General features: G+C 67.2%; 12 protein-coding genes. 4 read left to right on the top strand and 8 right to left on the bottom strand.

What is annotated here, in order from left to right; translation table 11 throughout:
• Positions 1-40 precede the first annotated feature (40 nt).
• From RBB42_RS06835 to RBB42_RS06815, 5 genes are all read right to left on the bottom strand, one after another.
• The gene (locus RBB42_RS06835; protein WP_305969251.1) at positions 41-11,377 is read right to left on the bottom strand and encodes a DUF7933 domain-containing protein; all 11,337 of its coding nucleotides are present in this window, start codon (positions 11,375-11,377) and stop codon (positions 41-43) included.
• Between the two features lie 316 nt (positions 11,378-11,693).
• Positions 11,694-12,902 carry a type II secretion system F family protein gene (locus RBB42_RS06830; RefSeq protein WP_305969252.1) on the bottom strand — a complete coding sequence of 403 codons (1,209 nt, stop codon included), beginning with the start codon at positions 12,900-12,902 and terminating at the stop codon, positions 11,694-11,696.
• Positions 12,899-14,383 (bottom strand): GspE/PulE family protein, encoded by a 1,485-nt coding sequence (locus RBB42_RS06825; RefSeq protein WP_305969253.1) that lies wholly within the window; start codon positions 14,381-14,383, stop codon positions 12,899-12,901. The genes RBB42_RS06830 and RBB42_RS06825 overlap by 4 nt, the downstream gene beginning before the upstream one ends.
• A 124-nt stretch (positions 14,384-14,507) precedes the next feature.
• Complete coding sequence (gene gspD, locus RBB42_RS06820) at positions 14,508-16,403, bottom strand: type II secretion system secretin GspD (protein WP_305969254.1); 1,896 nt, start codon at positions 16,401-16,403, stop codon at positions 14,508-14,510.
• A 155-nt stretch (positions 16,404-16,558) separates the two neighbouring features.
• Positions 16,559-17,035, bottom strand: a complete 477-nt coding sequence (locus RBB42_RS06815) for a type II secretion system protein N (protein WP_305969255.1) — start codon at positions 17,033-17,035, stop codon at positions 16,559-16,561.
• A 113-nt stretch (positions 17,036-17,148) separates the two neighbouring features.
• Between RBB42_RS06815 and RBB42_RS06810 the strand changes: the two genes are divergently transcribed.
• A complete protein-coding gene (locus tag RBB42_RS06810) occupies positions 17,149-17,661 on the top strand; it encodes an outer membrane protein assembly factor BamD (protein WP_305969256.1) in 513 nt (170 codons plus the stop codon).
• A gap of 7 nt (positions 17,662-17,668) precedes the next feature.
• On the opposite strand, the gene RBB42_RS06805 is transcribed toward RBB42_RS06810, so the two are convergent.
• Positions 17,669-18,655 carry a DMT family transporter gene (locus RBB42_RS06805; RefSeq protein WP_305969257.1) on the bottom strand — a complete coding sequence of 329 codons (987 nt, stop codon included), beginning with the start codon at positions 18,653-18,655 and terminating at the stop codon, positions 17,669-17,671.
• 133 nt (positions 18,656-18,788) lie between these two features.
• Between RBB42_RS06805 and RBB42_RS06800 the strand changes: the two genes are divergently transcribed.
• Positions 18,789-19,727, top strand: a complete 939-nt coding sequence (locus RBB42_RS06800; protein ID WP_305969258.1) for an ABC transporter ATP-binding protein — start codon at positions 18,789-18,791, stop codon at positions 19,725-19,727.
• Positions 19,724-20,485: an ABC transporter permease gene (locus RBB42_RS06795; RefSeq protein WP_305969259.1), complete on the top strand. Its 762-nt coding sequence runs from the start codon at positions 19,724-19,726 to the stop codon at positions 20,483-20,485. The genes RBB42_RS06800 and RBB42_RS06795 overlap by 4 nt, the downstream gene beginning before the upstream one ends.
• Positions 20,486-20,497: 12 nt before the next feature.
• Here the strand turns inward: RBB42_RS06795 and RBB42_RS06790 are convergent, their stop codons facing one another.
• Together RBB42_RS06790 and RBB42_RS06785 are read right to left on the bottom strand one after the other, a co-directional pair.
• Positions 20,498-21,298, bottom strand: coding sequence for an alpha/beta fold hydrolase (locus RBB42_RS06790; protein ID WP_305969260.1), 801 nt, complete (start codon positions 21,296-21,298; stop codon positions 20,498-20,500).
• Complete coding sequence (locus RBB42_RS06785) at positions 21,298-21,897, bottom strand: 2-hydroxychromene-2-carboxylate isomerase (RefSeq protein WP_305969305.1); 600 nt, start codon at positions 21,895-21,897, stop codon at positions 21,298-21,300. Before RBB42_RS06785 ends, RBB42_RS06790 begins: the two co-directional genes overlap by 1 nt.
• Positions 21,898-21,996: 99 nt before the next feature.
• Between RBB42_RS06785 and RBB42_RS06780 the strand changes: the two genes are divergently transcribed.
• On the top strand, positions 21,997-23,004 hold the full coding sequence (locus tag RBB42_RS06780) for a ribose-phosphate pyrophosphokinase (protein WP_305969261.1): 1,008 nt from the start codon (positions 21,997-21,999) through the stop codon (positions 23,002-23,004).
• Positions 23,005-23,047 lie beyond the last annotated feature (43 nt).

The raw sequence follows: 23,047 nt of genomic DNA, 5'->3' as shown, positions 1-23,047 counted from the left end.
CGGGCGTCGGGTTCACGCCTCCTTGCCTACCAGTCGAGGCCTACCAGTCCAGCTTTATCCCGTGTTCGACCTGCAGGGTCTGTGCCGCAGGGGCCGAGAGCCGAGTCACCACCGAGCCGAAGCCATTGGCAATGGGTCGCTCGCGCTTGACGTTGAAGGCAAAGCGGCTGGTCTCGTCGATCTTTTCGACATCCACCTCCAGCCCCCAGGTCATGCCGCTGGCGACGTCCCGGCGCTCCCATGCCAGAGCGAGGCCAAGACCACAGTCCGCCTCGTCCTCGTAAGAGGACAGCGTACAGGCGAGGCGCGGGGTGAAGGCGGTGCGCATCTGCTGGGCCAGGGCCTCGGACCCGTCGGGCGTGGCGAGGCTTTCGAACCGGATTTCCGCCGTGGCGCGGGCGCCCCGGAAGTCATCCAGCTGGATCGCGCCGGTATGGCTCAGGCCCATCTGGCGCGCCGTCACATCCGCGTCCCCGGCCCGTGCATAGGCAAGGTCGAGACCGACGCGCGGTTTCATCACGAAGCCGTCGAAGTCACGCTGCCCCGAGATGCCGAGGCCCGCGAAGCCGGCCAGGTAGGTGTAGTCGCCGGTCGCGTTGATCGGCGCGGTGGTCGCGTCAAAGTTGATGTCGAAGCTGTGCCGCCCGGCGGCCCCGGCCATGTAGTAATCCAGGAAGAGGCCCTGTCCAAAGCCGCGGGCACCGTAGACACCGCCGTTGACACCGAAGCCGTCGATCAAGCCATCCCCCAGCCCTCGGACATCCGTCCGGCTGTAGTAGCCGCCCATGAAGTAGCCCGCGATGGAGGTGTCGCTGGTAAAGCGTTCCCGCTGCCAGGCGAATTGCAGCAGCGCCTGCAGGCCCGTGTCCTCGGTCTTGTTCAGCGTGAAGGTCCCGTCCAGGATCTCGCGGCTGCCGGAAACACAGTTGTAGCGATCGCTGCCGAAGGTGCCCCGCGCGTTGCCGGTGGCATCCTGGATCTGGATGCTGCCGTCCACGTCAAAGGCCTGAAGCGTGCCGCAGGGCAGGTCGCGGCCCGCCTGCAGCCGGTCCAGCGCGCCCTTTGCCATCCGGCTGAAGGCCCGCGACTGGGTGTCGATGGTCTCTGACAGGTCATCCTCGAGGATTTCCGTCAGCGGCTCGCGGATCTGGTCGACAAGGTCGTCGGTGATGGTCACGGCGGCCAGCGACAGCGGCGCACCGTCATAGCGCGTATCCGCCGAACTGACGGCGACCGTGGGCTGGCAGCTGTGCGGACCCTCGACCTTTTCATCGTTGATGGCGCGGATCGTCAGCGCCTGCGGCGTGGCATAGTTGGCCGCGGTAAAGGTCATGGTGGCCGGGGCAACGGTACACTGGCTGTCGCCCGCAAAGCTGAGCGTGACCGGCGATGTCGGTGTCCCCATCAGTGCAAAGGTCATGGTGGCATCGTCGCCGCCGCCCTCGTTGGTGACGAGATCGTCGTTGGTCACGGCGATGTCCGCAAAATCATCGTCGGTGATGGTCGCGGTCTGGGTCAGCGTGCTGCCAAGGATCGTGGTCAGGTCACCCGAGACCAGGGCATCGACCGTCAGGACCACGGTTTCCGGGCCTTCGATCTCGCCGTCTTCCAGCACCGGAACGGTGATGGTGATCGAGGTCTCGCCCGCCGGGATCGTGGCCGTGCCCGAAAGCGCGGTGAAGTCCGTCCCCGGGGTGGCGGTGCCGCCGACGCTGTAGCTGACGACCGTGTCCTGGGTCGAGGCGCGCGCCTGCGTCAGGGTAAAGGTCACGTCGGTGGGAGTGCCGGCATTGGCCTCCAACCCGTCGGTGGCCGCGCTCAGCGTGACCGCGTTTTCGGCGCATTGGGTCATCGGAATGTTGTTGCCGACGACATAGGGATCGCCCGGTTCGATCACGAAGCTGGTGTAGAATTCCGGGTTGGCCGCCAACGATGTATCCGCCAGGAAGCCGGTCGAACCGTCCTCGGACGAGCCGATGGAAGCGGGGTTGTCCGGCAAGAGCGTGGTCAGGTCCAGCGTGCCCGAAGAGGTGCGCGCGGTGCTGGGGATACCCACGGCGGTCGGGTAGACAACCGACATGGTGTAGGTCCCGGGGCGCAGTGCGAACCACTGCAACTCGCCCGTCGATCCGTCGCGGGTGATGTTGATGAAGTTCGTGGTGCCCAGCGTGCTGTTGGCGCCCGACGGCCCGGTGACGGTGAACCCGCCCCCCGGGATGATGCGGCCGTCATCCTCGCAGTAGAAATAGCCCTGCGGGTCAAAGTCCTGGTCGTCGGGGATGCCGTCGCCGTCGCGGTCGCCGGTTTCGAAGAGGTCCGGAATGCCGTCGCCGTCCGCATCGGGCAGCGGATTCGGGTTCGGGGTGCCGGTCAGGTCGGCGGTCACGGTGATCGGCGCGGCCGCGGTGGCAAGGTTGCCCGCCGCATCCGCCGCGGCGCCCGCATCGACCGAGATTTCCACCGGGCCGTCGTGGTCGGGCGTGACGGTAAAGCCGTAGTCCGCACCGCTGCCGGTCAGGGCCGAGGCCGTGCCGTTGGTGATCTGGACCGAGGTCAGGGCAAGGCCCGTCACGTCCTCTGAGAAGGTCAGCGTGACCGGGAAGGGATCGGCCTGCGCGTCCAGCGGTCCGGCCAGGGTGGCGGTGGGAATCTCGGCGTCCTTGACGGCGGTCTCCGTGGCGTCGAGGCCGGTGTTGCCCGCCGGGTCGGTCAGGGCCACGGTCAGCGTCAGGCTTCCGTCGTTCAGCCCGCTGAGGTTCAGCCCTGTGACCTGATCCGTCGCCGTGGCGATGGTGCCGCTGCCGGTGACGGGCGCGCCCCCGCCGTCCGAGGTGATGGCATAGGCAAAGGCGGCCCCGGGTTCGGCCCCGGCGAAGGTAAAGCCGACACCCGCCTGGTTGGTGTTGTTCACCGGGTCCTGGTCGAAGGTCACGGCATAGCCGGTGGGCGCAGTGGCGTCCTTGGTGGCCGTGGCCGTGGCCTGCGGCGCGGGGTTGCCGGCAGCGTCCGAGGCGTCTGCCGTCAGGCTCAGCGGGCCGTCCGCGAGGCCGGAAAGATCCAGCGTCACGGTCCAGGTGCCGGCGCTTACGGTGGCGGTGCCGATGACAGTGGCGCTACCGTCGCCAACCGTGACCGCGACCGGCGTGCCATCGGCCAGCCCGGTCGAGGTGCCGGTGACGGCCAGGGCGCCGGCCTCTGCCGCGTTGATCACGCCGTCCGCCGTCAGCGGGATGTCGATGGTCAGTTCAGGCGCGGTGGCATCCTTGAGCGCCTCGTCAGTGGCGTCGGGACCGGTGTTGCCCGCCGGGTCGGTCAGGGCGACGGTCAGCGTCAGGGTGCCGTCGTTCAGCCCGCTGAGGTCCAGCCCGGTGACCTGCTCCGTCGCCGTGGCGATGGTGCCGGTGCCAGTGACAGGCGCGCCGCCACCGTCCGAGGTGATGGTGAAGGCATAGGTTGCGCCCACCTCGGCCCCGGCAAAGGTAAAGCCGGTGGCGGTCTCGTTGGCGACATTGACCGGATCGTCATCCAGAGTGGCGGTGTAGCCCGAGGGCGCGACCGTGTCCTTGGACACGCTGGCGGTGGCCTGCGGCGCAGGGTTGCCCGCCGGATCGGTGGCGTCGGCGGTGACGCTGAGCGCACCATCGGCCAGGCCGGTCAGGTCCATCGTGAGGGTCCAGGCGCCGCCGGTGACACTGGCCGTGCCGGCAACATTGCCGCTGGCCGCATCGGCCACCGCGACGGCCACGTCGGCACCGTCGGGCAGATCGCCGGAGGTGCCAGAAATCACCACCGTTGCGGCCTCGGCGCCGTTGATCACGTCATCGCCCTCGATCGGGGTGGCGATGGCCAGGACCGGGGCGTTGGTGTCCTTGGTCGCGGTCGCGGTGGCTGCGGCACCGGTGTTGCCCTTGAAGTCGGTCAACGTGACGCTCAGCGTCAGGGTGCCATCGGCCAGGCCGGAGAGGTCGAGGCCTGTCACCTGCTGGGTGGCGCTGGTGATCGTGCCGGAGCCGGCCACAGGCGTGCCGCCGCCATCGGACGTGATTGTATAGTCAAAGGTGACATCCGTCCCGGTCACGCCAGGCCCGACCTCTGCATCGGCAAAGGTAAAGCCAATAGCGGCCTGGTTGGCAATGTTCACCGGGTCCTGGTCGAAACTGGCGGAATAGCCCGCCGGCGGCGTCGTGTCTTTGAGGAAGGTGGTGGTCGCCGAAGAGCTGTTGCCCGAACTGTCGAAGACCTCGGCTGTCAGGGTGATGGTGCCATCCGCCAACCCGGAAATGTCGAGCGCGTCGGACCAGCTGTGGAAGGCCCCCGGACCGGCGGTGAGGCCGGTGGTGACGGAGACGGAACCCGTCGCGCCGTCGGTGGCGGTGATGACCACTTGCACCGCATCCGCGGCGTTGAGGGCGACACCCGAGGCGGTGAAGGCCGCCGCCTCGGCGGCGTTCACCGCGTTGGCATAGAGACTGTCGGCCACGGAGGGATCGGGATCCTGGATCTCGATCGAGGGGGCCAGCCCATCCTTGGTGATCGTGGTCACGGCCTGAACCGCCGGGTTGCCCGCCGCATCCGTGACATCGGCAGAAAGGTCATAGTCTCCGTCCGGCAGCGCCGAGATGTCGAAGGAGATGCTGTAGGTGCCGCCGGTGGCGGTGGCTTGCCGGTTGTAGACGGCCGCGCCGCCGGTATCGCGCAGGATCAGGCGCACGAGGGTGCCGTCGGCCACTCCTGACACCGTGCCGGAGACGGTGAATGCCCCTGCCTCGGCGGTATTGATCACGTCATCGCCCGCGATGGGCGTGTCGATGGTGACACCGGGAATGCCGGTGTCCTTGGTGGCCGAGATGGAGGCCTGGGGCGCCGGGTTGCCTGCCGGGTCAGAGGCATCCGCGGTCACGGTCAGCGGTCCGTCCGCCAGCCCCGACAGGTTCAGCACGGCCGACCAGGCGTTGCCGGTGATGCTCGCGGTTCCCGTCACGAGGCCCGCGCCGCCATCGGAGACCGCGAGGCTGACAACGGTGCCGTCCGGCAGATCGACCGACCCGCCGGAGACCGTCACCGCGGTTGCCTCGGCCGCGTTGACCACGGCGTCACCGGCCAGCGGCGTGTCGATGGCCAGGGCGGTGGGCGCGGTGGCGTCCTTGGTCGTGGTGTCGGTGGCATCGGGGCCAACATTGGTGGCCGCGTCGGTCAGGGCCACGGTCAGGGTCAGCGTGCCGTCCGGCAGGCTGCTGACGTCGACGCCCGTGATCGTGTCGGTCGCCGTGACGATGGTGCCGTTGCCGGCCACGCTGCCTGCGCCGCCATCCGAGGTGATGGTATAGGCGTAATCCGCCCCCGGTTCGGCCCCGGCAAAGGTAAAGCTGACCGCTGCCTGGTTGGCGATGTTCACAGGGTCCTGGTCGAAGGCCACGCTATAGCCGGTGGGAGCGGTGACATCCTGCGCGGTGCCCGAGACGGTGATGTCATAGGGCGCCTCGTCCACGTCGTCGTTGCCCAGCGAGAGGTCAAAGCTGAACGGCAGCGTCGTGGTCGGGTCGGTCTGGATCGCCGTGGCGGGCGTGTAGAGAATGGTGATCGTGGTATCGCCACCAATCGGCACGGTGGTCGCCAACGGCCCGGTGACGCTGTCCACCACGACGTTGGTTGCGCCCGAGATCACGGGCGCGGCGGCCAGCGTCAGGGCATCGGTGCCGGTGTTCGAGACGGTCAGGACAAGGCTCTGCTGCGTGCCCGCGTCCAACGTGCCCTGGTCAAGGGTGCCGCCGTCGGCCACGGCGCCGCCGATGGAGCCGCTCAGCCCGATCTCGGGGGTGATCACGGTCAGCGTGTCGGCGGCGGTGCCGGAATTGCCCAGCACCGAGGTCAGGTCGCCCGTGGTGTTCACGAAGTCCCCGGCGGTGGCGGGGGTCACGTCGACGCTGACGGTACAGGTGGTCGTCCCCGGGGCGGTGCCGCCGGTGTAGCTGATGCTGGAGGCGCCGGCCGTCGCGGTCAGCGTGCCGCCGGTACAGGTGGTCGAGGCATTGGGCGTCGCCGCCACCACCAGGTCCGTCGGCAGCGGATCGGTGACATCGAGCCCGCTGGCGTCAAGGATGGAACCGCTGTTGTCGATGGTGAAGGTCAGCGTCGAGGACTGGCCAAGGTTGATCGTGTCGGGAGCAAAGACCTTGGTGAAGACGGGCTGCGGAACGACGGTCAGGGTCGCGTTCGCGGTGCCCGAGTTGCCCAGCGAGGAGGTCAGATCGCCGCTGGTGTTCACCTGCGCGCCCACTGCCGTGCCGGTCACGTTCACCGCGACGGTACAGGTGGCCCCGGCGGCGACTGTTCCGCCGCTGTAGCCGATGGTGCCCGCGCCGCCCGTGGCGGTCAGCGTGCCGCCGGTACAGGTGGTCGAGGCCGCCGGCGTCGCCGCGACCTGCACGCCCGCAGGCAGATTGTCGGTGAAATCCAGCGCCGTGGCGTCGATGATCGAGGTGCTGTTGTCGATGGTGAAGGTCAGCGTGGTGTCAAAGCCCAGCGCGATGGCCGGGTCGGCAAAGCTCTTGGCAAAGCCGGGCTGCGGCATGACAAAGAGCACGTCGGTCGCGGGGCCGGAATTGCCCATCGAAGAGGTCAGGTCGCCGCTGGTGTTGGTGTAGTTGCCTGCCGCGGCCGCAACCACGTCGACCGCGATGGTGCAGGCCCCGCCCGCCAGCTGCTGGCCACCGGTCAACGAGATCGACCCATTGCCCGCCACCGCGGTTACGGTGCCCGAACAGGTGTTGACGACATTCGGGGTGGCGGCGACGACGACGCCCGCCGGCAGGTTGTCGGTAAAGGCCAGGTTGGTGGCGTCCAGCGTCGCCGGGCGATCGTTGTCGATGGTGAAGGTCAGCGTGCTGACCTGGCCCGCGCCCAGCGTGTCCGGGGCAAAGACCTTGGTGAAGGCAGGCGGCGGCACGACAGCCAGCGTGTCCGAGGCACTACCGGAGTTGCCCAGGCTGGAGGTCAGATCCCCCGAGGTGTTGTTCAGCAGGCCCGTGGTGGTGGCGGTTACGTCCACCTGAACCGTACAGATCGACGAAGCGGCCACAGTGCCGCCGGTATAGGTGATCGTCCCGCTGCCGCCCGTGGCGGTCAGCGTGCCGCCGGTACAAGTGGTCGAGGCATTGGGCGTCGCCGCCACCTCGGCCCCGGCGGGCAGGTTGTCGGTGAAGTCCAGCGCCGTGGCGGCCAGGACCGACTGGCTATTGTCGATCTCGAAGACCAGCGTGCTCGAGAAACCGTCGGCGATCAGGTCGGGGGTGAATTCCTTTTCGAAACCGGGCTGCGGCACGATCGTCAGGGTTGCGCCCGCGTTGCCGGAATTGCCCGCCGAGGAGGTCAGGTCGCCGGTGACGTTGGAGGACGAGCCGACCGCGGTGGCCAGCACGTCGACCGTGACGGTACAGGTGGCGCCGCCGGCGACGGTGCCGCCGGTATAGCTGACCGTGCTGGTGCCCTGGGTGGCGGTCAGGGTACCGCCGGTACAGGTGGTCGAGGCATTGGCGGGCACGGCGACGAGCATCCCTGCGGGCAGGTTGTCGGTGACGTCCAGCCCGGTCGCGGCAATCGACGCGCCGCTGTTGTCGATGGTCAGGGTCATCGTGGTCGTCTGGCTCAGCGCGACGGCACTGGCGGCAAAGCTCTTGTCGAAGAGGGGCTGCGGCTCGGCCGTCAGGGTGTCTGACGCAGGACCGGAGTTGCCGCTGCTGGAGGTCAGGTCGCCGCTGGTGTTGACATGCGCACCCGCCGTCGTGGTCGTCACATCGACAGAGACGGTACAGGTCGTACCGGCTGAGACCGTTCCGCCGGTATAGGAGATCGTCCCGCTGCCGCCCGTGGCGGTCAGCGTGCCGCCGGTGCAGGTGGTCGAGGCATTCGGGCTGGAGGCAACGACGACCCCGGCCGGAAGCGCGTCGGTGAAGTCGAGGCTGCTTGCCGAGAGGCTCGAGGCGCTGTTGTCGATGGTGAAGGTCAAGGTCGACGATTGCGACACGAAGACCGTGTCCGGCGCAAAAGCTTTGGCAAAGGTCGGCGCGGGCTGAATGCTGAGACTGGCCGAGGCGGGCAACGAGGTCGGGAGGCCCGCGACGAAAAGCTGGCTGGACGTGTTGCCATAAGAGCCGGGCGCGGTCGCGGCGGGAACATTGACGGTGGCGGTCAGGGTGCAGGTCTGCCCGGCGGCGATGCTGCCGCCCGCGAAGGTCAGGAAGGAGGAGCCAGACAAAACGCCGCCGCCGCAGCCGGCGCTGGCCGAATGCCCCGTCGCCGTCGCGCCGGTCAGCATCGCGTCCAGATCATCCGAGAACGAGACGTTGGACGCACCGACCAAGCTGTTGTTGACGATCTCGAAGGTCAGGACCGCGCTGCCGCCCGCGACGGCGTCACCGTCGAAAGACTTGCCAAAGCTCAGCGCCAGCCCGGCGCCAATGCTGAGCGTGTCGGTGGCCGCTGCGCCGGTGACGCCCAGGCCCGCGATCGTGCCCGTGACGTCACTGGTGGTGTTGATCGCCGTGCTCAACGGTGCCGCCGCGGCGGGCACCGTGACCGCCAGGCTGATGGTACAGCTGGCGCCGGCCGCCAACGAGATGCCGGACACATCGACAAGGGAGGTCCCCGTCCCGGTCAGGGTGCCAGAGCAGTTGTCGAACAGCGTGCTGTCGTAGCTTGCCCCGGCGAGCATCGCGTTCAGGTCGTCGGTAAAGGCGATCGAGCTGGCGGCGCGCGTCGTGTCGAGGTTGGTAACGGTGAATTCCAGCGTGACCTGATCGCCGGAGACAACCGGATCGTCGACAAAGCTCTTGGCGAGGCCGAGCAGCTCGCTCTGAACCTCCAGTTGCGTGCCCACCGGATCGGTGGTGCCGAAATTGGACGTCAGGCTGCCGGTCGCGGTGGTGTAGGTGCCGTCGGCTGCGGCTGCGGGCACCAGCACGTCAAGTTCGATCACGCAGCTTGCATCTGCGGCGACCGCGCCGCCGCTGTAGACCAACACGGACGTAATGCTTGTCATTGTGCCCCCGCAAGTGTCGCTGGCCGGGGGCAATGTGGCGGACACCCCGGACAGGATGTCCCCAAGAGCATGCGTGAAGGTGATGCTGGAGGCATCGCCCGACGGGCTGCTCAGGTTGGGGTTGGTGATCGTGTAGCGCAGGGTAACCGTCTGGCCCGCGATGGCGGGTCCATCGGGAAAGGCGATCTCGAACCGCGGCAGCTGGCTGTCCGCACCGGTCACGTCGATGCTGTCAGAGGCCGCCGTGTTCGGCAGGAGCGCGGCCCCTGCATCGTTGATGTTCGCGGTCAGGTCGCTGGTGGTGTTGGTATAGGTGCCGTCCGCCCCGGCCCCGAGCGTCACGGCGATGGTGGTGGTGCAGCTGTCGCTGATCGCGACCGACGCACCGGAAAAGGTAACGGTAGACGTGCCGGTGACCGAGCTGAACCCGCAGCCATCGCTGACCACCGAGGAAAAGGTGGAGCCGGGCAGGAATGCATCCAGATCGTCGGTAAAGCTGATGTCGGTGGCGGTCTGTTCGCCGTTGTTCAGGATGAAGTCGATGTTGACGAGCGCGCCGGTCTGCGCGGCGTTGTCCTGGAACCCCTTGGTCAGCGTCAGATCCACGTCACCCGCGCCCCAGGTAAAGGAGGCCTGAGCCGGGTCACCATCTGCCGCTTCGTTCGACAGGATCACGTCACTCGGCGCGGAATAGGTGCCGTTGTCCAGCGCCGTGCCGGTGTCGTAGGTGATCGTGAAGGAACAGCTTGCCCCGGCAGCAAGGCTGCCGCCGGTATAGACGAAGCCCGCGGAGGCCAGAGCCGGGAAAGGCGGCGAAGGCAGGGTCGAGTTCGGGATCGAGCTGAGCTGTCCGGTGCAATCGCCCGGAACCGCGATGCCACTGCCCATAATGCCGACCGCGTTGCCCAGGCCGACGACCGATCCCGACCCCGAGTTCAGCAGGTCGCTATTGTCATCGGTGAATCCCAGACCGCTGAGGGCGCTGCCGGCGTTGGGGTTTGTCAGGGTGTAGACCACTTCGACCGTGGTCGCCGGCAGCAGCGGATCGCTCTGGAAGACCTTTGTCAGGACCGGGGGCAGCACCGCGGGGGCCGCCTCGACCGTCAGCGTATCCTGGCCGATCGCCGAGCCGACGCTGGGCACGCCGCCGATCGAGGCGGTCACCGCGCTGGTCGTGTTGACGTATTCGCCCGCGGCCGCGCCACCCGGAATATCGACTGTCACGCTGAAGCTGCAGGAGTCACCGGGGGCGAGCGTGCCGCCCGCGAGGGTCAGCAGGCCGCTGCCGCTCAGCGAAGAGCCCAGACCGCAGGGCGCCGACGGCAGGCCAGAGGCGACCGCTCCACTCAACATCGCGTCGAGATCATCGGTAAAGGTGATCCCGGTGGCGGTGCCGGAGCGGTCGTAGTTGGTCAGCGTGAAGTCCAGGGTTGTGCTGCCCCCGGCCGTCACTGGACCGGCGGCAAAGGACTTGACCACACCCACGCCCGTGGGCGTGTTGACCGTCACGCTGGCATAGCTGCTGCCGTCCGAGAAAAAGCCCGGGGCGGCGCCGGAAAGATTTCCGGATTCAAGGTCGAACTGTCCGGCCCCCATCGCCAGCAGGTCGACCGTGACGGTACAGGTGGCATTCGCCCCAATGCTGCCGCCGCTCACGGACAGCGACGAGCCGCCCGGCGTGGCGTCCACCGTGGGTACGCCAAAGAAGTTGCAGGTCGAGGCAGCATTGGCCGGGCTGGCAATGACGAGGCCGGACGGAAACGTCTCGGAAAAGGACAGGCTGCTGGCGAATGCCGCGTTGAGCGAATTGTCGATCGTATAGGTGACAGTCGTGGTCTGGCCGATGTCCAGCGTGCCGGGCGACACGCTCTTGCTGAACCCCGGGCGCGAGGCATCGACCGTCAGGTCGGTCGCAAGCGACATCGAGTTGCCCGCCGAAGACAGCAGGGTAATGGCCGGAAGCGTATGCGTGCCCGGCGTGCTGGACGTGACGTTGACGGTGATCGTACAGCTGGACGAGGCGCCAATGGCCGAATCCGACAGCGAGACCGTCCCGCCGCCACCCGGCGCGACCAGTGTGCCGATGGCGCAGCCGCCGTCGTCAGAGGCAGAGCCCACCAGCGTCACCGAGGCCGGCAGGACGGCGGTAAAGCCGAGATCGGTCACGGGCGAACCGGCGCCGTTGGTGATGGTGAATGTCAGCTCGGAGACGTTGCCGGGACCGATGATCGAGGGGGAGAACTGGGTTGCCAGTGTCGGTTGCGACTGTGCCGCCGCTGGCGACAGCGCCGCCATGAGCCAGAACAGACAAACCCCAAGAACCCGCTGAATCGCCGACATACCGTATTCCCCTCGTCCCGTATCGGCCTTGCCTCTGCCAGGCGCCCGGAGCTGGGCGCAGTTTTGATCACGGCTGACCGATCTTTTGTGGCACTTGCGTAGCCGAGCGGATTACGTCGGGAAAGGCTGGCGTACCGGCGACCGGGCGAATTCCGCAAAGCGACCCGCGAAGTGCGGCTTTCTGGCGACACAAGGCGAGGCGAAACCATCTTTGCCCCGACAACCCACGATCAAAAGGTTAATCGCGCCAGCCCATTGCAGCAAAGATCTTAGGCATCACCTCAAGGGCATATCAGCAACAGTTGTGGGTCTGGGATCACGGGGCGACGAGGGTCTGCAAGTCGAAGATCGGCAAGAGCACCGACAGGACGATCACCAGCACCATGGCCCCGACAACCATCATCAGCGCCGGTTCCATCAGCGACGCGATCCGCTTGCGCCGTGTCGAGAGGCCGTTTTCGACCAAGGCCGCCGCGCGTCCCGCCATCCGCGCCAGCCGGGCCGAGACCTCTCCGGCGCCGATCAGCTGGCGCGCCACCGGCGGCACGAAACTGAGCGCGGCAAGCGCATCGGACAGGGATTCCCCGGCTCGGACTGACGTTGCGACCTGTTCCGCCTCGATGCGAAACCGGGTGATGGTCAGGACCGACCCGGCGCTGTCGATGGCGATGGGCACCGTGTGGCGTGCCTCCAGCACCAGCGCCAGCGTGCGCAGGTACTGCACCGCCGCCGCCTGCTGGATCAGCCCGCCCACCAGAGGCAGGCGCAGCAAGAGCCTGTCCCGCCTCTCTCGCAGGGCGGCGATGCGCCCGCTCAGCAGGATCAGACCCGACAGGCCCAGCGCGACGGCGGCCAGCAAGGGCCACTGCGCTTCGACCCAACGGGCAAAGCCCATCATGACGCGCGTCAGGTCAGGCAGAGGGCGCCCCGATGTTTCGAACAGCGCCACGATCTCGGGCGCGACGGTCACGAAGAGCACCCCCGCCACCAGCACCGAGACCACCGCCACGAAAGCCGGGTAGACCAGGGCCGACCCCAACTGCGCCCGATCGCTGCGGGCAGTTTCAAGGTGATCGGCCAGACTGTTGAAGACGCTGGACAATTCCCCTGCCCTTTCGCCCGCCTGCACGGCGGCAAGGTAGTAGCGGGGAAAGCCAGCGCCGCTGTGCTCCAGCGCCCGCGACAGCGGTTCTCCTTCCAGCAGGGCGGCCTGTGCGCGCGCGACCACGAGGTCCAGCGCCGCCGTGCTTCCGGCGCTTTTCAACGTGCCCAATGCCGCGTCCACCGCCATTTCCGCCCCCAGCAGGACCGCCATCTGGCGGGTGAAGACCGCCTGCAGGTCGCGCGACAGCCGGGCGCGGCCCAGCACTGGCCCACGCGCGGCGCGTGTTCGCGCCGTCAGCTCGGAAACATAGAGCCCCTGTGCCTTGAGCTGGTCCGAGGCATGGGCCTCTGTCTCGGCGACCAGGGTGCCGGACTTGCGCCGTCCCTCGGCGGTGTAGGCTGTATAGGCAAAGGCCCTCACGCGCCGTCCCCGACCACGCGCAGCGCCTCGGCAAGGCTGGTCTGGCCCGCGGCCACGGCGCGCAATGCCTGGCCGATCAGCCGATTTCGCGGCGGCAGGGCCGAGGCCCAGAGCGCAGCCTCGCCCGCGCCGTGGTTGATCTCTTCGCGCAGGTCCTCGCCCACTTCGAGGATCTCGAAGATGCCCAGCCGCCCGGCATAGCCGGTACCATTGCAGGCACCGCAGCCCTGCGCATCGTGCAGCAGTGTGGGCAGGGGCAAATCCACACGGTCGAACTGCGCCGCCTCGCTAGATGACGGCGGGTGCGATCTGCGACACTCGGGGCACAGCCTGCGCAAGAGACGCTGTGCGATTACCCCGCGCAATGTGGCCGCGATCAGGAAGTTTTCCAGCCCGAGGTCCCGCAGGCGCACCACCGCCGCCACCGAGCTGTTGGCGTGCAGCGAGGAAAACACGAGGTGCCCGGTCAGTGCCGCCTGCGCGGCGGTGCTGGCGGTTTCGGTGTCGCGGATCTCTCCAACCAGGATCACATCCGGGTCCTGCCGCAGTGTGGCGCGCAGTCCGGCGGCAAAGCTCATGCCGATTTCGGCGTTGATCTGGGTCTGGCTGATCCCGGTCAGGTCGTATTCGATCGGATCCTCGACCGTGACGATGTTGCGTTCCTCGCGGTCGGCCAGCTTCAGCAGGGAATAGAGCGTCGTGGTCTTGCCCGCGCCGGTGGGCCCGGTTGCCAGGATGATGCCGTTGGGGGTGGCGGCGAGCCGTTCCAAGAGCGCGATCTGGCCGGCGTCCAGCCCCAGCCGGTCCAGAGGCATCAGCCCCGCCGCCCGGTCGAGAATGCGCAGAACGATGCGTTCGCCATAGTTGCCGGGCAGCGAACTGACCCGCGTGTCGATCATTCGTCCCCCCAGCCGCAACGGGATGCGTCCGTCCTGCGGCAGCCGGGTTTCGGCGATGTCCAGCCCCGCCATGACCTTGAGCCGCGAGACCACGCGTTTCACCGGCACGTCGGCGCGGTCCATGACCGTTTTCAGGAACCCGTCCAGGCGCATTCGCGCGCGCAAACCGCCCTCGTGCGGTTCGATATGCAGGTCCGATGCGCCATCCAGAACCGCCTGCCGCAAGAGCTGGTTGACCAGTTGGATCACCGGCGCTTCCTCGGCATCCTCCAGCAGGTCGCGGCCGCGCGTGTCACCGGCGGTGTCGACAAGATCGAAGGTGACGCCCTCCGCCTCGCCGTCGCGGGCCCCGGAATGATAGAGCCGTGCCAGCACCGCCTCGAAGCCCGTCGCATCCTCTCGGTCCAGCGGCGCGGCCAGTCCCGCGCGGCGCTGCGCCTCGCGCAGGCCCGTCACAGAGACCCCCGGCCCCGCTACGACGCGCCCGCCATCCAGCGCCACGCCGTGATCGCGGGCAAAGGCATAGGGCAGCAGGGCCTGTGCGAAGGAAGGCGGGTGATCTTCGGGCATTGAGGGGGCCATGTTCTGCGGATCCGCCATCTTTGTGCCTGCAATTCGACCAGTGCCGCAAGAGGAACACTCAGGCTCCTGCCCACCGCCGGCGCCGGCTCCCTTGAAGGAAACCGGACGGGCACCGGCTTTTGGCCTAGTATTTGCCGTTGAACTTCAGCCGGCTGGGCAGCGGCGGATAATTCTTGCTCCGCGCCGCCTTGTCGATGAAGGTCTCGTCGAAGGGCTGGTTCAGGTCGGCACCGTCAAAGGGCAGCGCGCCCAGCGGCGTCTGCGGGAACCGGGTGCTGTCTTCGGGCTGGATCGCCAAGCTGGCCCGTTTCGCCTCGCGGGCCAGTTCGCGGGTCAGGCGTGTCGCCTCGCGGTCGGAACTGACGATCCGGGGCCGCAGCATGACCAGCAGGACGCGCTGGTTCTTGGACCCGGACTTGCCCCGGAACAGACCGCCCACGACGGGCAGCTTGGACACCCCCGGCACCCGCTGCGCGTTGGAGCCAAAGCCGTTTTCCAACAACCCGCCCAGCATGATCACGTTGCCGTCGCGCACCAACACGGTGGTGGACAGTGCACGTTTTGCGGTGATCTCTCCGCCCGCCGAGGAGGTGGCATTGGTCAGGTTCGACACCTCCTGCTTGATCACCAGCCGCACGGTACCGTCGGCGTTGATCTGCGGGGTCACGTTCAGGGTCAGGCCGACGTCCTGGCGTTCGATGGTCTGGAACGGCTCCTGCACGGCGCCCTGCCCCACCTGGGTGAACTGGCCGGTGACGAAGGGCACGTTCTGGGCCACCACGATTTCCGCCTCCTGCCCGTTCAGGGTCAGGATCGAGGGGGTCGAGAGAAGCCGCGTGCTGCGGGTTTCGGCGATGGCGGTCAGCAGGCCCGCGATGCCGGTGTGGGAGTCCCCCGCCCGGCCGCCGATCACGCCGCCGTTGCCCGGGTTGGGCGCATCGCCGTTCAGGACGGTGGACACGAGGCTGGTCAGGCTGGGCCGCCCTTCGAGCGCGAACTGCACGCCACCGACGATGGCGTCGTTCAGGATCGTGCCGAACTGGACCGAAAGATCGGCAAAACCATCCACCGACATCTCGAAGATCACCGCCTCGACCAGCACCTGCGTCGGGCGGCGGTCGAGATGCTGCACCATCGCGACGATTTCATGCATCCGGTCGGCCGGGGCGGAAATCAGCAGCGAGTTGGTGCCCGGCTCTGGCACGATGCGGATCTGCCCGCCGGTGCCGTCGCCCTGGAAACTGCGCAACACCACATCGGCCAAGGTCGCCGCCTGGGCATAGTTGACCTGCACGACCCGGCTTTGCTGGCTGTTCTGCTGGGCGTCCAGCCGCCCGGCCAGCACGCGCACCTGTTCACGCAGCGATTGCGGCCCCAGCACCAACAGCGCGTTGGACCGCGCGTCGACGCTGACGCTGGCGCCGTCTGGGACGATGCCCATCGACTGGATCACCTGCAGCACCTCGCGCGCGTCGGCATTGCGCAGGCGGATCATCTCGATCGGCTCGGAGCGGGGCTGATCGAGTTCCGAAATCAGCGCCTGAATGCGGCGATGGTTGCCCGCACGGTCCGACAGGATGATCAGCCGCGCGTCGGGGACGGTGGAAATCACCGCCTCGGACGGCAGAAGCGGCCGGACCACCTCGACCACCTCAGACACCGGGATGTGGTTGACCCGGATCACCCGGGTTTCATAGACGCCGGATCCGGCGACACCGGGCGAAAGCTCGCGCGCCGTGGTCAGCGGGACGATCCGGTCGGCATCGACGCCCTTGACGATGGTCAGGCGGTTGACCTCCAGCACATTGAGAAAGATCTCGTACAATGCGGCGGGGGTGACGTTTTCCGGCGCCAGCACGGTCACGGTGCCGCGCACGCCCGGGTCGATGACGAAATTCCGGTTCGTGGCCTCTGACACGATCTCGACAAAGCTGCGCAGGTCCGCGTCGCGCAGGTCCAGCGCGCCCTGCGCACGGGTCAGCCCCGGAACCGTCACCAGAATTGCTAGGAGTAGCGCCACGCACCACGACCGCACCCACCGGGGGCCGGCCATGTCGACCGAAGTTCCTGCCCGCACTTTCGTGCCCTCTCGATTATATTCTTGCCGCGTCTTTCGCGGTCGTTGCGCGCAACATATCGCGAAACGGACGGCTTGTCTCCCCCCGGGTGGCGGGCTCAGTCGGTGAAGGACAGGAAGGCCGGGGCGCCGTGATTGTCCAGCCGTATGCCCCCCGCCTCGATCGCGGTCACGGTGATGCCATCGGCCAGCGTATCGCCCACCCGCATCAGCCTTTCGCCCGTGGGGTGCGAGACGATGGCCCAGCTGCTGTCGCCGTTGCTGACCACGCCTTTCAGCGCAAAACCGAGGCTGTCGATGGGCGGCGCGGGCGGCTGCGGTTCATCGACGACGGGCGGTGCGGGCGGCTTTGGCGGCTGCGGTTCCGGCGGCTTGTAGCTGCCGAACAGCGAGGGCCAGCGCATCGGCGGCTGTGGCTGTGGCAGGTCCAGCGCCAGCCCCGTGTCCGGCGTGGACAAAGGTGCCGTGCGAGGTGCGGGCAACGGGTCCTGCAGCGTCCGATACAGGGTGTTCCCGGCCCATATCGCGGCGGCCAGGGTCAGCGGTGTCAGGAGCCAGGCCAGCCAGCGTATCACGGTTTTCCATCCATCCCACGGGCGGGCTTGGGTTTTCGTGGACGCCGCCCCCGGTCAGGTGGTATCATGACCGGCGATCAAGGCAAACCTTGGCGACGTTGAGGACAGAGCAGATGATGATGGGACGGGTGATGCCGGCGCTGATGGCGTTTGGCGTGATGTTGCCGCTGGCGGCCTGTGACACCGCAGAGGGCAACGCTTCGGGCTTTCGCAAAAATTATTTCGTGGCCCGCTCGGCGCTGGAAGAGGGCGACTACGGCCAGGCAAACCGGCAATATGCCAGGCTGATGAGCAGCGCGGGGCCTTTCCTGCCACGCATCCAGTTGGAATATGCCCACAGCCTCTTGCGCGCCGGGGACTATGCCCAGGCCGCCGACATTGCCGAGGGCATGGCGATGAGCAGCGAGGGCGCGGCCAGTTCGGCAGCGCTGGCCGTTGCGGCCACGGCGCGGCATGAACTGGGTCTGGCGGCGCTGGCGCAGGGCGACCGGCAAGGCGGCAAGGCACAGTTGGAGCGCGCGCAGACAGCCATGGCGCAGGTGCTGGACACCCACCCCGAACTTGATCCGCTGGGTTCTCTGGCCGGACGGCAGGCCAGCATCGCGGTGCGGCTGCGCGCGCTCTGAACCGGCGCTAGCGGCGCCCCCAGCGGGCCCGGCGGCCCGGCATGGGGCGGGCCTTGGCCTGTTCGCGGAGAAAGACAAAAACCCCGGCGCCGATGATCAGCACGCACCCGGCCCAGGTGGCCGGGACCGGCCATTCCCCGAAGATCATCCAGCCCCACAAGATCGCCAGCGGCAGGCCGATGTATTCGAACGGTGCGATGGTCGCCGCGTCGGCCAGCCGGTAGGCCGCGCTGAGGCAATAGCCCACCACACCCGAACAGACGCCCAGCCCCAGGAACACCAGCCAATCGTCCGGCGTGGGCCAGACCCAGGCGCGCAGCAGGAACACCAGGCTTTCGTTCTGGATGCCCTCGGCATAGCGCCCGTCGCCGGCAACCAGGTAGAACACCGCCGAGACCATCAGGAAGGTGCCCTGGATATAGACCGCCAGCGCCGAGGCGCGCGTGGTCATGCCCAACCGCCGGGTCAGCACCTGCATCAGCGCGTAGAATGCCGCCGCGATCACCGGCAGAAGCATGACAAGACGTGACACCGACAGGTCGGCCTTCCACGGCTCCTGCATGATGATCACCCCGGCAAAGCCCACAATCACCGCGCCGATCCGCAGCGGCCCCACCTTTTCGCCGAGGATCGGGATCGACAGCAGCGTGATCATCAATGGCGCGACAAAGAAGAGCGCCGTCGCCTGACCCAGCGGCAGCACCGCCAGCGCGCAGAAATAGGTCATGTTGGCACAGACGACGAGCAGCCCGCGCAAGAGGTGCAGCCCCGGTGTCGCGGTTCTCAACAGGCCCAGCCCGCCCTCGGCAAAGACGAAACCGAAGGTAAAGACCAGCCCGATGGCAGAGCGGGTAAAGACCATCTGGTGCAGCGGATAGCCGCCCGACAGGACCTTGATCAGCATGTCGTTGACCGAAATCGCGAGGATCCCGAGACAGATGTAGAAGATGCCCAGCGCAGGGCGGTTGATCGCGGCTGTCGTGATGGAGGTCATGCAAGGGGCTTAGAACGGGGTGGCCGGGGGTGCCAGTCTGTTTGCGACATGCATGTGCCCTATGCATTTCTGCTCAATTGCGCATCACGTCGTTAGGTTTAGTTTGCACCCGTGCGAACAAGGAGGGCGGACCATGCCCACGGTAGAGATCCGCGATGTGCGGAAACGGTACGATGGCGGCTTCGAGGCGCTCAAGGGCGTCTCGCTCGACATCGAGGAAGGCGAAATCCTGGCGCTGCTCGGCCCCAACGGCGCGGGCAAGACCACGCTGATCTCGGCGATCTGCGGCATCACCCGCATCACCGACGGCAGCATCCGGGTGGGCGGACATGACGTGGTGACAGAGTTCCGCGAGGCGCGCAGCCTGGTCGGACTGGTGCCGCAGGAAATGAACCTGGAGCCGTTCCAGACGGTCATCGCCGGGGTGCGGTTCTCGCGCGGGCTGTTCGGCAAGCGGCCCGACGAGACGCTGATCGAACGCATCCTGCGGCGGCTGTCGCTCTGGGACAAGCGCAACGCCAAGGTGATGGAACTGTCCGGCGGGATGAAACGCCGGGTGCTGATCGCCAAGGCGCTGGCGCATGAACCGCGCGTGCTCTTCCTGGACGAGCCGACGGCGGGCGTGGACGTGGAACTGCGCCGGGACATGTGGGACACGGTGGCCGAACTGAAACGCGATGGCGTGACCATCATCCTGACCACCCATTACATCGAAGAGGCCGAGGCCATCGCCGACCGGGTGGGCGTCATCAACAAGGGTGAGATCCTGCTGGTCGAGGACAAGGCCAGCCTGATGACCCGCATGGGCCAGAAGGAACTGACCATCGAGCTGACCGACCCGATCGACAGAGTGCCCCCTGCCCTTTCGGACTATGACCTGCGGCTGAGCGAGGATGGCGGCAGCCTGACCTACCGCTACGACACCGGGGCCGACCGTACGGGCATCGGGCGGTTGATGGGCCTTCTGGTCGAGGCGGGATGCCAGGTGCGCGACGTGCACACGGCGCAGAACTCGCTCGAGGATATTTTCGTCGGGCTGGTCGCCCGGCAGGAAGAGGAGAGCGCGGCATGAACCTTCCCGCGATCTGGGCCATCTACAAGTTCGAGATGGCACGTTTCTTTCGCAGCATCCTGCAAAGCTTCGTCTCGCCGGTCATCTCGACCTCGCTGTACTTCGTGGTCTTCGGGGCCGCCATCGGATCACGCATCGACCAGGTGGAGGGGGTCAGCTACGGCGCCTTCATCGTGCCCGGGCTGATCATGCTGTCGGTCATGACGCAGGCCATTTCCAACGCCAGTTTCGGGATCTACTTTCCGAAATTCATCGGCACCATCTACGAGCTGCTCTCGGCCCCGGTGAATTTCCTTGAAATCGTGCTGGGCTTTGTCGGCGCGGCGGCGACCAAGGCGCTGTTCATCGGCGTGGTGATCCTGGGCACGGCGGCGTTTTTCGTCGACCTGCAGATCCTGCACCCGGTGTCGATGGTCATTTTCCTGCTGCTGACCTGCGTGAGCTTCTCATTGCTGGGCTTCATCATCGGGATCTGGGCCCGCAACTTTGAACAGTTGCAACTGGTGCCGCTGCTGGTGGTGACGCCCCTGGTCTTCCTGGGTGGCAGTTTCTACTCGATCTCGATGCTGCCCCCGGCCTGGCAGACGGTGGCCTACTTCAACCCGGTGGTCTACCTGGTGTCGGGGTTCCGGTGGTCGTTCTTCGGGTTGGCGGATGTGCCGATCGCGGTCAGCCTGCTGGCGATCGCCGGGTTCACCGCGATCTGCCTGGCGGCGGTCTGGTGGATCTTCAAGACCGGCTGGCGCATCCGCACCTGACCGGGCGGCGGGTCAGGGCAGCGCGCCAAGTTGCTCTGACAGCGCCTGCGTCACGGCCTGGGGATGCGACGTCAGTACCATGTGGCCTGCCCTGCCGACCACCATTTCCGTGGCCATCGGCAGGCGCGCCATCAGGCCCCGGTGCACCTGGGCAATGATTGGCACGGTGTCAGCCCCCCGCAACAGCGTGACCGGAAAGGTCAGCTTTTCCAGCCCGCCAGGGGCCAGCATCCCGGCGCGATCCCCCCACAGGGCGGGCTCTGTCGCGCGGACAAAGGGCATTTGGGCGGCCATGCCCCTTTGCACCTTCTCGGGGAAACTGGTCCAGGGCACGCCCCCACCCCACAGCCGGTTGAAACCGCGCGCGGCCTGCAGGAGGTTCCCGGTGTCGACGTCGACGTACAGCGCTTCCTCGGCGGACTTGTGGTCACGCTTCAGCGCGTTGTCTGGGGCCGCGGCAAAGAACACCGGCTCGATCAGCAGGAGCGAGGCGATACGCTCCGGCGCCTCCAGCGCCAGCCGTAGGGCCAGCGTTGCGCCAAAGCTGTGGCCCGCCAGGTGGATGCCGTCGGTCAGGTGCGGGCGGAGCGCTGCGCAAGCCGCGTCGTGAACGTCCTCGCCTTCGGGGAAGGACGGGCTGCGGCCATGCCCCGGCAGGTCAGGCGCACGGAAACGACACCGGTCTTCCAGCGCCTGCGCCACGGCTTTCCACATGCCGCCCTGTCCAAGACCGCAATGCAGGGCCAGCACATTCGCCGGCCCCTGTCCCCAGTCCCGCCAATGCAGCGCCGTTTCCGGGCCTGCGTCGCGCATCAGAGCTTGCCCGCAAGGTGCGCGTCCAGATCGTCCAGCCGGTCGTTGCCCCAGAAGACCTGGCCGCTGTCCACGACATAGGTCGGCGCCCCGAAGACACCTTTTTCGACCGCCTCTTCGAGGTTGGCGGGATAGGTTTCGGCCCCGGCCAGCAGCCCGGTATCCGCCAGCGACGGGTCGAATCCGGCCTCCGACAGGCAGGCCTTGATCACCGCATCCTCGGCGATGTCCTTGTCCTGCGCCCAGCAGGCCGCCAGCAATCCGTGCACCAGCTTGCCCATGTCACCGCCGCCTGCCTTCTGGGCGGCAATCACCGCATAGGAGGACGGTGCCGGGTTGGTCGGGAAATGCGCGGGTTTGGTATTCACGGGCAGGCCGGTTTTCTTCGCGGTGCGCTCGATCTCCTGCAGGCGATAGGCCTGCCTGTTGGGATGCCGTTCCGCAGGGGTCACACCCCCGGTGCGACCAAAGAGGGCGACGATATCGACGGGTTTGTACGCGATGCTGGCGCCGTGCTTCGCGGCGATCTCTTCCAGTCGCATGCCTGCAAAATAGGAAAAGGGGGAAATCGTGGAGAAGAAGTAGTCGATATGAGCCATGCTGTCGCCTTCCGGTGCCTGTGCTGGCGCCGACCGTAGGCCCATGCTAACGGGACCGCAATATCGTCACGAATCCGTCATCCGCCGAGGACGCATCACATGCCCACCGTCATCGAACCCAAACTGATCGCAGGCAACGCCAACAAGCCGCTGGCACAGGCCATCGCCCGCCGCATGTCGCTGTATCGCGGCATGAGCGTCGGCCTTGTGGACGCCCGCGTCGAGCGGTTCAACGACCAGGAGATCTTTGTCGAGGTCTTCGAGAACGTCCGCGGCGAGGACATGTTCATCCTCCAGAGCACCTCGAACCCGGCGAACGACAACCTCATGGAACTGCTGATCATGTCGGATGCGCTGCGCCGGTCTTCGGCGGCGCGCATCACCGCCGTGATCCCCTATTTCGGCTACGCCCGCCAGGACCGCCGCACCAAGGCCCGCACGCCGATCACCGCCAAGCTGGTGGCCAACATGATCGCCGAGGCCGGGATCGAGCGGGTGCTGACGATGGACCTGCACGCGGCGCAGATCCAGGGCTTCTTCGACATTCCCGTCGACAACCTCTATGCCTCGCCGATCTTTGCCATCGACATCAAGAACCAGTTCGAGGACCTGAGCGAAGTGATGGTGATCTCGCCGGACGTGGGCGGCGTGGCCCGTGCGCGCGAACTGGCCAAGCGGATCGAGGCGCCGCTGTCGATCGTGGACAAGCGCCGCGAGAAGCCCGGTGAAGTGGCCGAGATGACGGTGATCGGCAACGTCGAGGGCAAGCGCTGCATCATCGTGGATGACATGTGCGACACCGCCGGCACGCTTTGCAAGGCGGCCGAGGTCCTGATGGAACACGGCGCGACCGAGGTGCACGCCTATATCAGCCACGGCGTCATGTCCGGCCCCGCTGTCGAGCGCGTGACCAAGTCGGTGATGAAATCGCTGGTTCTGACGGACTCGATCCAGCCGACCGACGCGGTGGCCGGGGCCCCCAACATCCGTATCCTGCCGACTGCGCCGCTGTTCGCACAGTCGATCCTGAACATCTGGAACGGCACCTCTGTCTCGTCTCTGTTCGAGACCGAAACGCTTGGGCCGATCTACGAAGGCATTCTCTGATCCCCGGACCAACGGGGCCGGGCAAGATCACTTGCCTCGCCCC

Source organism: Mameliella sp. MMSF_3455 (assembly GCF_030733205.1).
GTDB lineage: Bacteria > Pseudomonadota > Alphaproteobacteria > Rhodobacterales > Rhodobacteraceae > Antarctobacter.
Note: the sequence above shows the minus strand (reverse complement) of the source record. Positions and strands in the feature narration are given on the sequence as shown.

What these genes read in the sequence shown, in the direction of transcription:
- RBB42_RS06835 (WP_305969251.1), bottom strand. Translation starts at nt 11,377, where the DNA reads ATGTCGGCGATTCAGCGGGTTCTTGGGGTTTGTCTGTTCTGGCTCATG.
- RBB42_RS06825 (WP_305969253.1), bottom strand. Translation starts at nt 14,383, where the DNA reads ATGGCCCCCTCAATGCCCGAAGATCACCCGCCTTCCTTCGCACAGGCC.
- RBB42_RS06810 (WP_305969256.1), top strand. Translation starts at nt 17,149, where the DNA reads ATGATGATGGGACGGGTGATGCCGGCGCTGATGGCGTTTGGCGTGATG.
- RBB42_RS06805 (WP_305969257.1), bottom strand. Translation starts at nt 18,655, where the DNA reads ATGACCTCCATCACGACAGCCGCGATCAACCGCCCTGCGCTGGGCATC.
- RBB42_RS06800 (WP_305969258.1), top strand. Translation starts at nt 18,789, where the DNA reads ATGCCCACGGTAGAGATCCGCGATGTGCGGAAACGGTACGATGGCGGC.
- RBB42_RS06795 (WP_305969259.1), top strand. Translation starts at nt 19,724, where the DNA reads ATGAACCTTCCCGCGATCTGGGCCATCTACAAGTTCGAGATGGCACGT.
- RBB42_RS06790 (WP_305969260.1), bottom strand. Translation starts at nt 21,298, where the DNA reads ATGCGCGACGCAGGCCCGGAAACGGCGCTGCATTGGCGGGACTGGGGA.
- RBB42_RS06785 (WP_305969305.1), bottom strand. Translation starts at nt 21,897, where the DNA reads ATGGCTCATATCGACTACTTCTTCTCCACGATTTCCCCCTTTTCCTAT.
- RBB42_RS06780 (WP_305969261.1), top strand. Translation starts at nt 21,997, where the DNA reads ATGCCCACCGTCATCGAACCCAAACTGATCGCAGGCAACGCCAACAAG.